Origin of the sequence: Rathayibacter sp. AY1E3 (genome assembly GCF_002932235.1) — a bacterium.
GTDB lineage: Bacteria > Actinomycetota > Actinomycetes > Actinomycetales > Microbacteriaceae > Rathayibacter.
In genome coordinates this window covers 1-11,170 of sequence record NZ_PSVN01000036.1, presented here as the reverse complement: position 1 = coordinate 11,170, position 11,170 = coordinate 1, and the positions used below count along the sequence as shown (strand labels likewise).

The following is an 11,170-nucleotide window of genomic DNA, read 5'->3' as shown; positions in this document are numbered from 1 at the left end:
GGGGTTGTCGCTCGCCGCCTTCTCGGTCTTGGCGTTTGCGTCTTCGCCGGCTTTGGCCGGGGCCGGGCGGGGTGGGAGCGGTGCCCTCGGCGGGCGCGTCCGTCGACGGCGCACCGGTGGACGGCGCACCGGTCGAGGTGGAGTGCAGCGGTGTGGCGCTGGAGGTCGGCGTGCTCGACGGCGTCGCGGCGAACGCGGCGGTCGAGCCGAGCGCGACGAGTCCGAGGGCGCCGACGGCGATGCCGATGGTCAGGGCGCGCTTCTTCGGACGGCGCGGCCCGAAGCTCGAGCCCTTCTCGGCGGGGGTGGTCGACTCGGTCATGGGTGTCTCCTCGTTCCGGCCCGGTGCCGACCCCGTTCGGGATCGGTTGCGGCCGGTTCCATTTCAGATTCGAAGGCGAATCTGAAGCCGGACTTAAGAACAGACCCTCCACAGCAGACGCCGGGTGCGCCCCGATCCGCGGCCCCTAGGTTCGAGCACATGCCCTCCTCCGCCCGTGTGCTCCTCATCGAGGACGACGACGCCATCCGCTCCTCCGTCGAGACCGCGCTGCGCAGCGAGCGCTTCACGGTCCGCGGTCTCGTCTCCGGCGAGGACCTCGCCCGCGAGCTGAGCACCTTCGCTCCGGACCTGGTGATCCTCGACTGGATGCTCCCCGGCCCGAGCGGCATCGTGCTCGCCGAGCGGATCCGCCGCAGCAGCGACGCGGCCGTGATCATGCTCACCGCCCGCGACGCGGTCGACGACCGCCTCCGCGGCTTCGACGAGGGCGTCGACGACTACGTGGTGAAGCCGTTCGTGCTCGCCGAGCTCGTCAAGCGCGTGACCGCCGTGCTGCGCCGCCGCGGCCGCATCCCGTCCGTCGTCGAGATCGGCGACCTCGTCGTCGACCCGGAGTCGGGCCGCGCCCGCCGCGGCGGCGTCGCCCTCGACCTCACCGCGACCGAGTTCCGCCTCCTCGCCTTCCTCGCCGGGAACCGCGGCCGCACCCTCACCAAGACCCAGATCCTCACGCAGGTCTGGGGCTACGACCACGTCGACCCGAACCTCGTCGAGGTGCACCTCAGCTCCCTCCGCAAGAAGATGGAGGCGCATGGCGACCGGCTCGTGCACACCGTCCGCGGCCTCGGCTACCGGGTGGAGGCGTGAGCCGCTCCCAGCCGGGCGCCCTGCGGACCGGCTCGCTCCGCCTCCGCACCGTCCTGGCCGTGCTCGCTCTGCTGGCCGTGCTGCTCCTGGCCCTCTCGGCGACGGTGCAGGCGGTGCTCGGCGAGCGCCTCCGCGACCAGATCGAGGAGCGGCTGCAGGACCGCGCCTCCGCCGCCGCCGCGCTGGTCGGCACGATCGCCGACGACGCCCTCGCCTCCCGCCTCTCGGCGCAGGGCGTCTCGGTGCGGATCACGAGCCCCGAGGGCGAGGACGTCGTGGCCGGGCCGAGCCCGGAGCAGCTGCGACTGGGCCCGGGAGCCGCCGACCAGCTCGGAGAGCCGCCGTCGCCTCCCGGCACGAGCTCCTCCTCCGGAGCCGTCCCGCCCCGAGCCGCGTCCGCCGCCGTCACCGTCGTCTCGAGCAGCGTCGCCGCCGACGACGAGCTGATCACCCTCGAGTCGACCCTCAGCGACGGCACCCGCCTCGAGCTCACCAGCGAGGCCGGATCGGTGGGCAGCACCCTCGCGCAGCTGAACGGGATCCTGCTCGCCGCGTCGGCCGTGTTCCTCGTGCTGGCCGCCCTCGCGCTGATCGTCGTGGTCCGCGCGACCCTCCGGCCCCTCGAGCGGATGACCGACGTGGCCCGCGACATCGCGCACGGCGACCGCGGGCGGCGGCTGCGCCCCTCCCGTCCGCGGACCGAGCTCGGCCGCACCGCGACCGCGTTCGACGAGATGCTCGACGACCTCGAGCAGGCCGAGCGCAGCGCCCTCGCCGCCGAGGCGACGGCCCTCGCGGCGGAGCAGCGGATGCGCGCGTTCGTCTCGGACGCCGCGCACGAGCTGCGGACGCCGGTCGCCGGCATCCAGGCCGCCGCCGACGCGCTCGTCCGCGGCGACGGCGGCGAGCAGGAGCGCGAGCGCCTCTCCGTGCACGTCGTGCGGGAGTCGCTGCGCGCGGGCCGCCTCATCCAGGACATGCTGCTGATGGCGCGGCTGGACGAGGGCCTGGCTCTGGAGTCGCGTCCGCTGGACCCCGCGGGCGTCGCCGAGGCCGCGATCGAGCGCCAGGAGCTGCGCCGCCCGGGCCTCGCGATCGAGCTGCACCGGCCCGCCGAGCCGCTCCTGGTCAGCGCCGACGCCGACCGGCTGGCCCAGGTGCTCGGCAACCTCCTCGAGAACGCCGCCCGCTTCGCCCGCTCCCGGATCGACGTCGCCGTCGAGGCGGCCGCCGACTCCGTCACGATCACCGTCGACGACGACGGCCCCGGCATCGCCGAGGCCGACCGCGAGCGCGTCTTCGACCGCCTCGTCCGCCTCGACGACGCCCGCAACCGCGCCGACGGCGGCTCGGGCCTCGGCCTGCCGATCGCGCGCGGGCTGGCCCGGGCCCTCGGCGGCGACCTCGTGGCGGAGGCGGGGCCCGTCGGCGCCCGCTTCCGGGTGACGCTGCCTCGCGCGGGGTGACGCCGTCCCGCTCCCCCTAGGCTCGACGGGCGCGCGGGCCCCGCTCCGCCCGAACGGCAGGAGTGGCTCCATGGACAGGGACGACGCGGAGCAGCGTGTCCGGCAGGCCCGCGACGAGGCCCCGAGGTTCGGGAGCGGTCCCCTGCTCGCCACCTTCACCGTCCGGCACCGCCGCGGACTCGACGTCGCCTTCGTGCTCGACGGCGCCGACGGCGACTTCCAGATCGGCATGGGCGCCGCGTCCGACGACTTCCGGAGCGTCCTCACCGTCGGCGTCGACCGCGAGGACGGCCGCATCCGCGGCGTCTCCAGCTGGACCGTCGACGGCCGCGAGAGCCGCGTGCCCGTGCGGATCCTGCACCGCTCCGCCACCGTGGTCATCGTGGAGGCCGCTCCCCTCCCCCTCGACCGGCGCCCGTCCTCGCTCAAGTGCTGGTCCTTCCTCCGCCGCGCCTCCGCCGACCACCACTCCGACGTGCTCGGCTTCGTGTCCCCCGACCTGGCCGACCTCCCCCCGGTCCGACTCCTCACCGATCCGCGGGCGCGGCGCGGGCGCTGAGCCGGCCTCCCGCGCGAGGCGGCGGATCCCGCCCGACCCGCAGGCGCCGGTGCGATCATGCGCTGACGCGACCCGCCCGGAGGTCCGCCCGACCCGGAGGAGCGCTCGTGACGCAGGAAGTGCAGTCGACCCGGCTGCGGTCGCTCGGAAGCGAGGCGTTCCTCGGGGCGACGGTGGTCGTCGCGGCGGCGTGGTCGGGCGCCCGGGCGTTCCAGCTCTACGGAGGGTGGGGCGTGGTGCTCGCGGTGGCCGCGGTGATCGTCGCGGGGCTCGGCTTCGGGATCCGACGGCGCGTCGAGGAGCGGTGGTCCCGACCGATCCTCGAGAGGCTGCGGGCCGAGCATCCGGACGGCGGCGTCACCGCGGTGCTGAACACTCCGGAGACACTGGCCTCGCTGCGGACGCTCGCGGTCGCCGGAGCCGCGGTCGACCTCCCGGCGCTGCGCGCGGCGAAGCCGGACCCCGTGCTGCTGGCCGTCGTCACCGCGAGGGCGCTCTCGCTGTTCCGTGCCAACGCGGACCTCTCGCCGATCGCGTTCCTGCCCCTCACCGCCGGGGACGCCCCCGAGTCGGTGACGGGCTACCACCACGGTCACGCGCTCGCGGCTCCCGTGCTCACGGTCCGGCAGCAGGGGACGGAGCAGCGGCTCGCCCTCTTCCCCGCCGACGGCGCGCGGACGATCACCGGTGTCCTCGGCCGCTGAGCGAGGCCCGCTGCGCATCGCCGGGAGTCTCCGCCCCGCGGCGGATCCGGCAGCGCCGAGCCGCGCGTAGCGTCGGGCGATGGACATGTCACTGCTCGGCACCAGCGTGATCGCCGCCCTGTGCGGGGCCGCGTATCTCGGAGTCGCGATCCTCGCGGTCGCGCAGGTCCTCCGCTCCGGCCTCGATCCCCTGCGGAAGGGCGTGTGGACGATCGCCGTCGTGGTGGCGCCCTTCCTGGGGTCGATGGCGTGGTTCCTCGTCGGGCGGCCCGGAGCCCGAGTCTGAGACGCGGCTCAGCCCGCACCCATGCCTACGATCACCGATCGCGCAAGCACCTGCTCGCGGGGCGCCCGCGCGTCAGCATGAGCGGGATGGACACGATCGAGGAGGCGGGCGCCTGGGCGCGCGCTCTGGTGCGCCGCGAGTTCGGCGTCGGCCTCGTCGACCTGGAGCCCGTCGTCGGCGGACTCGACCACGGAGCGCGCGTCTGGTGCGCGGCCGACGGCTCCGGAGCGCTCTGGAGCGTCAAGGCGTCGGCCCGCGACGGGCGCTTCGGCCTCGCGCTCTCGGCGTCGCTGGGCGAGTCGGGGGTGCCGGGCGTCGCGGCGCCGCACCGCGCCTCCGACGGGCGCCCCTGGGCGGAGGACCGGGGGCTGCGGGTCTCGGTCGCGCCGTGGATCCTCGGCGAGGACGCGGTCGACTCCGGCGAGGACGCCCTCGACTGGGAGGGGTTCGGCGCGGTCCTGCGCTCCGTGCACGACGCCGAGCCGCCGACCCTCGCGCCTCCCGTGCGGCGGGGCATCCGCCGCGTCCGCCGTCCGCTCGCCGACCTCCTCGCCGAGACCGACGAGAGGATCGACGCGCAGCCGGAGTCCCGCCCCCTCCTCACCGCGCTGTGGCGCGGTAACCGCTCCCGCCTCGACGCCCTCGCCGGCGCCGAGCGGCGGCTGAAGCGCGCCCGCACGCCCACTTCCCGCGTGCCCCTCCACGGCGACCCGCATCCCGGCAACGTCGTCATCGACGAGAGCGGCCGCCCCTGGCTGATCGACTTCGACGAGGCCACCGTCGCCCCGCGGGAGGCCGACCTGCTCCTGATCGAGCTGGGCGTCATCTACTCGCGGCCGATCAGCGACGTGCAGCGCTCGGCGTTCCGCGCGGGCTACGGCGAGGCCCTGATCGACGACGAGCGGATCGTCCGCTTCGGCTGCGTCCGCGCGGTCGAGGACGTGGCCGCCACTGTCGCGCTGGCCCTCGCCGACCCGGAGCCGGAGGAGCGCGAGGCCGCCCCCGTGCCCGCCTCCCGCCTCGGCCGCGCCGCCTCGGCGCTGCCCGTCCCCACTCCGCTCGACCTGCTCGCCGGCCAGCTCGGCCCGCACGGCCTCGTCTCGCTCGTCGAGACCGCCCTCCGCCGCCCCGCCTGACGCGGCCCTCCGACCCCGCCCCCCGTCCGACCCTTCACAGCAGGAGACCACCCATGCGCAGACGATTCATCCCCCTCGCCGCCGTCCTGGCGTCGACCGCCGCCCTCACCGGCTGCAGCGGCTTCGGAGGAGGAGGCGGCGGTTCGGCCGACGCCGACTCGATCACCTTCACCACCTGGGCCAGCGAGTCCGAGCAGGCGGCCTTCGAGTCGCTGATCACCGACTTCGAGGCCGAGCACGAGGGGGCGAGCGTCGAGCTCAACGTCGTCCCCTACGACCAGATGTTCAGCAACATCGACGCGCAGCTGTCGTCGGGCGAGGCCCCCGACGTGTTCCGCGTCGACTACGGCAACCTCGGCGTCTACTCCAGCCAGGAGCAGCTGCTCGACCTGACCGACCGGATCGACGACTTCGACTCCTTCACGCCCGCGTTCCAGGAGGCCGTCTCCTTCGAGGGGAAGCCCTACGGCGTCCCGCACCAGACCGACGTGTCGGCGCTGCTGGTGAACACGCAACTGCTCGCGGCGGCCGGCATCACCGACGTGCCGACCACCGCCGACGAGGCGTGGACCTGGGAGGAGTTCGCCGACGCCTCCGCGAAGCTGCGCGCGAGCCTGCCCGCCGAGCAGTACCCGTTCGTCTACAACTGGCAGCTCGGCGGCACGCCCCGCTGGCTGAGCTGGCTGTTCGAGGCCGACGGCACGCTGCTGGAGGAGGACGGCACCACTCCGGCGATCGACTCCGCCGCCGGCGCGAAGGCGCTGGACTTCACGAAGAGCTTCTTCGACAACGACTGGGTCCCGCCGACCAGCTCGGTGAAGTCCGCCACCTACGCCGACTCCTTCTTCACGGAGCAGACCGCGGCGATGGCCTTCGCCGGGTCCTTCCTCGTGCCGGACATCGACGACCTCGCCGACTTCGAGTGGACCGCCACGCCGATGCCCGTCGACGAGCGCGGCGCGACCGACCTCGGCGGCAACGCCCTCGTCGCCACGGCCGACACCGACAACCCGGAGCTCGCGACCGAGTTCCTCTCGTTCATGACGCAGGCCGACACCATGGCCGAGTTCTGCGCGGCGACGAACGAGCTGCCCACCCGGTCCGACATCGACCCCGCGTCGATCGACTTCGCGGTGCGCCCGGACGTGATGCCCGTGTTCGTCGAGCAGGCCGCGACGATCACCCCGCGGGACGTGCAGCAGCTCACCTCGCCGTTCCTCGCGAAGATCTCGGTCGCGATGCAGGACCAGCTCGAGGAGGCGTTCGTCGGCGGACGCAGCACCGAGGAGACCCTCTCCGGCCTCGACGCGGCCATCCAGCAGGCGACCAGCTGATGACCGCCACCACCCTCCGCGGCCGGGCGGGCTCCTCCGCCCGGCCGCGGTCGGCCCGCAGGCGCGAGGCCCTCGCCGGCTTCGGCTTCGTCGGCCCGAACCTGCTCCTGATGGCGCTGTTCCTGTTCGTGCCGATCCTCTGGGCGATCCAGCTCTCGTTCCAGGAGTCGCGCGGCTTCGGCACGCCCGAGTGGGTCGGCTTCGCGAACTACCTGCGGATGGGCGCCGATCCGGTGTTCTGGCAGAGCCTGGGCAACACGCTCCTCTTCACCGCGGTCACCGTGCCGCTCGAGCTCGCCGGCGGCCTCGGCCTGGCCGTGCTGCTCAACTCCGTGCTGCCCGCGCGCGGGATCTTCCGCACGGTTATCGTGCTGCCCCTGGTGATCTCGGGCGTCGCCTCCGGGATGATCGCGGTCACGATCTTCAGCGAGTCCTCGGGCATCGTGAACAAGGTGCTGAGCTCGCTGGGCGCCTCGCCGGTCGCGTGGCAGTCGGACGGCTCCGCGGCGATGATCTCGGTGATGCTGACCGCGGTGTGGCTGCGGATCGGCTTCAACATGGTGATCTACCTGGCGGGCCTGCAGAGCGTCTCGCCCGAGCTCTACGAGGCCGCGCGGATCGACGGAGCGACGCGCTGGCAGCAGTTCCGCGCACTGACGGTGCCGCTGGTCGGCCCGTCCACCTTCTTCCTGCTGATCATGAACGTGATCGCCTCGTTCCAGGTCTTCGACATCGTCTTCGTGATGACGGGCGGCGGCCCCGGCTTCTCCACGTCGGTGCTCGGCACCTACGCGTACCGCAACGGCTTCCAGGTCCGAGAGCAGGGCTACGGCGCCGCGCTCGGCGTCGTCATCCTGATGGTCTCCCTCGCCTTCACCTACCTGCAGTGGCACACGAGCCGCACGCGTGACCTCGTCGACTAGGAGCCCTCATGTCGTCCTCCACCGTCACCACGCCCGCCGCGGTCGCCGCGGCCACCGCCCGCGAGACCCCGCGCCGGCGTCCCTCCCGCCGCGACGGCTCCCGCTCCGGACTCGTCGTCCGCCTCGTCGTCGCGATCGTCGCCTCGGCGGTCGTGTTCTTCCCGCTGTACTGGATGCTCGTCATCGCCTTCTCGCCGCGCGGCGAGGTGTTCGCGCCCGGCCCGCCCCGCTTCTGGCCGAGCGAGATCTCGTTCGAGAACTTCGCGACGGTGTTCGCGCGCTTCCCCGTGGGCGAGTGGTTCGTCAACTCGGTCGTGATCGGGGTGTTCGTCACGGTGTTCACCGTCGTGGTGAACCTGCTGGCCGGCTGGGGCTTCGCGCGGCTGCGCTTCCCGGGGCGGAACCTGCTGTTCCTGCTCGCACTGGCCACGATGATGATCCCGGTGCAGGCGATCATGGTCGCGCAGTTCAAGCTCGTGACCGGACTGCAGATCTACGGCACCTACTGGTCGGTGATCCTGCCCGGAGCGGCGGCGGCCTTCGGGATCTTCCTCGCCCGGCAGTTCTTCCTCTCCATCCCGGAGGAGCTGATCGAGGCGGCGCGGATCGACGGCGCCGGCCACCTGCGGGTGTTCCTGCAGATCGTGCTGCCGCTCTCGAAGCCGCTGATCGCCGTCCTGATCCTGCTGACTCTGCTCGGCAGCTGGAACGACTTCGCCTGGCCGCTGATCGCCCTGAAGGACAACGAGCTGTTCACGCTGCCGATCGGCCTGCTTTACCTCAAGGGCCAATCGACGCCGGACTACAGCGCGAGCATGGCGCTGGCGCTGGTGTCGGTGCTGCCGATGGTGCTGCTGTTCCTGTGCTTCCAGCGCTACTTCGTGCAGGGGTTCGCGCGCAGCGGCATCCGGTGAGGTCGGGCGGCGGCACGGGCGGGGGCACGGGCGGCGGCACGGGCGGCGTGGAGCGGTCGCCGCGGCCGGACGCTCCTGACCGGACGGGGCAGGAGAGAGCAGGGCAGGAGAGGACAGGGAAGGAGTGGGCCGACGGACGCGGCGGGCGGCGGGCAGCGGGCGCCGGAGAACGTGAATCACGTGGAGGTCGTCCGGTCGTGATCTCCCGAGGTCGACGGCTCTCCTGCGCGGCGGGGGCGTCCGCCAGCCGGAGCGGGACGGGAGCGGACCGGGACGGAGGGGCGGACCGGGGACAGGGACGGACCGGGACACGGGCGGACCGGGACGCGGTGGCCGACGCCCCGAAGCGCCGAAGCACGACGGGACACGGTGCTCGAGGCTCGGAGGTCCGGGACACGGGGCTCGGAGCTCGGAGCTCGGGGCGCGGGGCGCGGAACTCGAGGCTCGACGAAGCGCCGACGTGCCGACGGACCTCGCGGCGCCGGAGGTGAGAGAGCGCGAGGGCGCCTGGGCGTGTCCAGGCACGGCGATTCACCGCCTCGCGTCCGACGGAGTGTCGAATCGCCCGGCATGTCGGGCTGCGGATCAGAACGGCGGAGACGCGTCCACGAACCGCGGCCGCGTCGGCGACAGCACCGAGGGGGACGCCCGAGGTGACGACGGTCGCGACGACCACAACAGCGAGGACGAAGATCGTGGCGGCTGCGGCTGCGGCTGCGGCTCCGGCTCCGGCTCGGGCTTCGACTTCAGCTGCGGATCCGGCTCCGGCTCCGGCTCCGGTTCTTGCGCCGACTGCGGCGTCGGTCGTCGCGTGGGCGGCAGCGGAGCCCCGGGCAGCGCCCGCGGTCGGTCGGTGATCCGACGGCCGGTGGGGGTCGTCCAGACGACGGTGCCGTCCGGATGGAGGGCGTAGGTCCAGCGGTCGCCGTGGCGGACGTGGTGGTGCACGACACAGAGCGAGGCCAGGTTGCCGAGGGCGGTCTCGCCTCCGTTCCGCCATTCGAGGGTGTGATCGGCCTCGGCCGTCGAGGACGAGCGGGTGCAGCCGGGGAACCGGCAGGTCCGGTCGCGCAGCTGCAGCTGGAGGCGCATCCGAGGGGGCGGGACGCGGAGGGTCCTGCCGACCGACGTCACCACTCCCGTGTCCGGATCGGTCAGCACCCGCGTGAAGGTGGCCGCCGTGCGGACGAGCTCCCGGGCGACGTCGGCGGGGACGAGACCGTAGCCGTCGAGTTCGGCCGGCGCGTCGTCGAGGCCGACGGCGGTGCTGGCGGCCAGGGTGAGGCGCACGTCGGCGCGGACTCCGGAGACCGAGGCGTGGATTCCGGAGCCCGAGGCGTGGATTCCGGAGCCCGAGGCGTGGATTCCGGAGCCCGAGGCACGGACGGCGCTCGCTCCTTCTCCCGAGGATCCGTCTGCGGAGATGTCGCCGTCGATGAGCAGATCGACGAGCGCGTCGGCCCGCAGCTGCGCGAGCGTCCGGCCGTCGCCGAGGGAGATGTCAGCGTCTCCACCGGCGCCGCCACCCGTCTCCGCGCCGAGCCCGGCACCAGCACCAGCACCAGCACCAGCACCAGCACCAGCGTCCGTCCGCGCGCCGACTGCCACCGGAGCATCGCCACGGGCACCAGCACCGCTCTGTGCAGTCGCAGTCGCACTCGCACTCCCACTCGCACTCGCACCTGCACCTGCACCTGCACCTGCACCTGCACCTGCACCTGCACCTGCACCGAACCCGATCCCCGCCGCGTCCGCCCCGTCGCGGAGCGAGCGGGCGATGCGGTCGAGACGGTTGTAGGCGCCGACCGCGACCGGGGCCGGCAGCAGGGCGCAGAGCGTGGCCATGCCGTCGGCCTCGGCGCCGAGCCACACGCTGCGGTCCTCGCGGGCGCGGGTGTGGCGCTCGGTGAACGGCTGCTCGTGCAGCTCGTCGCGCAACCGCGCCACGGTCCGTCGGAGCTGGGTGGGCGTCTGCGTGAGCGCCGCGGCGGCGGCCCGCTCGTCGAAGGGCGCGCGCGACGGAGCGGGGAGGGTCGCGGCGGCGGCGCAGACGACCTCGCCGGCCTCCCAGAGGATCCGGGCCTCGGCCAGGAGGGTGCGGGTCGCCGGGAGGTCCTCGATGAGGAGCCGAGCGTGCTCGAGACGCCGAGACGCCGCGCGCTCCGACATCCCGAGCGCAGTCGCGAACTCGGCTCGGATCGAGCGCTCCACGAGGTCTCCCGCCTCGCTCCGGGAGAGACGACTCCCCCGCGCGAACGACTCCGGCACGAGCAGCGCCGCCCGGTACGCCGTGTGCAGGGCGACCGCCCCCGCGAGCAGCACCGGTGCCGAGGAGCGGGCGAGCCTCGCCGCGAGACCGGCGAGCGCGCGCACCGCGTCGAGCGTCCGCGCCGTCTCGCCCGCCTGCACCGCCTCGACCGCCTGCACCGCGTCACCCGAATTTGTCATACCTGTATTGAATCAGCGACCACCGACATCGGGCCGGGGCCCATGACCAGGATCGGGACAACGGAGCCGGTACCCCGCCTGTGGAGGGACGGACCGCCGGCGAGCGCAAGCTCGCACATCCCTGTCCGCGCGATTCCTGAGCCGAGCCACCAGCCCGCGCCGCCCGCCCCGCTCGAACCCGCCCCGACCCGACCGGCCCCGGCTCCGCTCGAACCCGGCCCGCTCGAACCCGCCCCGACTCGGCCACCCC

General features: G+C 73.8%; 10 protein-coding genes and 1 pseudogene. 9 read left to right on the top strand and 2 right to left on the bottom strand.

Annotated features, from left to right (window positions below):
• Positions 1-322, bottom strand: a pseudogene (locus C5C53_RS16415) (hypothetical protein); the annotation flags it as partial.
• A gap of 159 nt (positions 323-481) precedes the next feature.
• On the opposite strand from C5C53_RS16415, the gene C5C53_RS16410 reads away from it, so the two are divergent.
• The 9 genes from C5C53_RS16410 (at position 482) to C5C53_RS16370 (ending at position 8,472) form a co-directional block, all read left to right on the top strand.
• Positions 482-1,150 carry a response regulator transcription factor gene (locus C5C53_RS16410; RefSeq protein WP_104225192.1) on the top strand — a complete coding sequence of 223 codons (669 nt, stop codon included), beginning with the start codon at positions 482-484 and terminating at the stop codon, positions 1,148-1,150.
• A complete protein-coding gene (locus C5C53_RS16405; protein ID WP_104268035.1) occupies positions 1,147-2,616 on the top strand; it encodes a cell wall metabolism sensor histidine kinase WalK in 1,470 nt (489 codons plus the stop codon). Before C5C53_RS16410 ends, C5C53_RS16405 begins: the two co-directional genes overlap by 4 nt.
• Positions 2,617-2,686: 70 nt before the next feature.
• A complete protein-coding gene (locus tag C5C53_RS16400) occupies positions 2,687-3,175 on the top strand; it encodes a hypothetical protein (RefSeq protein WP_104227448.1) in 489 nt (162 codons plus the stop codon).
• Positions 3,176-3,282: 107 nt separating this feature from the next.
• Positions 3,283-3,879, top strand: a complete 597-nt coding sequence (locus tag C5C53_RS16395; protein ID WP_104268034.1) for a hypothetical protein — start codon at positions 3,283-3,285, stop codon at positions 3,877-3,879.
• Positions 3,880-3,958: 79 nt separating this feature from the next.
• Positions 3,959-4,165, top strand: a complete 207-nt coding sequence (locus tag C5C53_RS16390; RefSeq protein WP_104268033.1) for a PLD nuclease N-terminal domain-containing protein — start codon at positions 3,959-3,961, stop codon at positions 4,163-4,165.
• 86 nt (positions 4,166-4,251) lie between these two features.
• Positions 4,252-5,301 (top strand): aminoglycoside phosphotransferase family protein, encoded by a 1,050-nt coding sequence (locus tag C5C53_RS16385; RefSeq protein WP_104268032.1) that lies wholly within the window; start codon positions 4,252-4,254, stop codon positions 5,299-5,301.
• A 53-nt stretch (positions 5,302-5,354) separates the two neighbouring features.
• Positions 5,355-6,635 (top strand): sugar ABC transporter substrate-binding protein, encoded by a 1,281-nt coding sequence (locus C5C53_RS16380; protein WP_244229553.1) that lies wholly within the window; start codon positions 5,355-5,357, stop codon positions 6,633-6,635.
• Entirely contained in the window at positions 6,635-7,558 is a 924-nt protein-coding gene (locus tag C5C53_RS16375) for a carbohydrate ABC transporter permease (RefSeq protein WP_104234613.1), read from the top strand. Before C5C53_RS16380 ends, C5C53_RS16375 begins: the two co-directional genes overlap by 1 nt.
• An 8-nt stretch (positions 7,559-7,566) precedes the next feature.
• Positions 7,567-8,472: a carbohydrate ABC transporter permease gene (locus C5C53_RS16370; protein WP_104234603.1), complete on the top strand. Its 906-nt coding sequence runs from the start codon at positions 7,567-7,569 to the stop codon at positions 8,470-8,472.
• 585 nt (positions 8,473-9,057) lie between these two features.
• Here C5C53_RS16370 and C5C53_RS16365 read toward each other — a convergent pair.
• On the bottom strand, positions 9,058-10,920 hold the full coding sequence (locus C5C53_RS16365) for an HNH endonuclease signature motif containing protein (protein WP_104268031.1): 1,863 nt from the start codon (positions 10,918-10,920) through the stop codon (positions 9,058-9,060).
• Between the last annotated feature and the right edge of the window lie 250 nt (positions 10,921-11,170).

Bases quoted from the DNA above. Each gene is read 5' to 3' on its own strand.
- C5C53_RS16410 (WP_104225192.1), top strand. From the start codon at position 482: ATGCCCTCCTCCGCCCGTGTGCTCCTCATCGAGGACGACGACGCCATC.
- C5C53_RS16380 (WP_244229553.1), top strand. From the start codon at position 5,355: ATGCGCAGACGATTCATCCCCCTCGCCGCCGTCCTGGCGTCGACCGCC.
- C5C53_RS16370 (WP_104234603.1), top strand. From the start codon at position 7,567: ATGTCGTCCTCCACCGTCACCACGCCCGCCGCGGTCGCCGCGGCCACC.
- C5C53_RS16385 (WP_104268032.1), top strand. From the start codon at position 4,252: ATGGACACGATCGAGGAGGCGGGCGCCTGGGCGCGCGCTCTGGTGCGC.
- C5C53_RS16375 (WP_104234613.1), top strand. From the start codon at position 6,635: ATGACCGCCACCACCCTCCGCGGCCGGGCGGGCTCCTCCGCCCGGCCG.
- C5C53_RS16400 (WP_104227448.1), top strand. From the start codon at position 2,687: ATGGACAGGGACGACGCGGAGCAGCGTGTCCGGCAGGCCCGCGACGAG.
- C5C53_RS16365 (WP_104268031.1), bottom strand. From the start codon at position 10,920: ATGACAAATTCGGGTGACGCGGTGCAGGCGGTCGAGGCGGTGCAGGCG.
- C5C53_RS16390 (WP_104268033.1), top strand. From the start codon at position 3,959: ATGGACATGTCACTGCTCGGCACCAGCGTGATCGCCGCCCTGTGCGGG.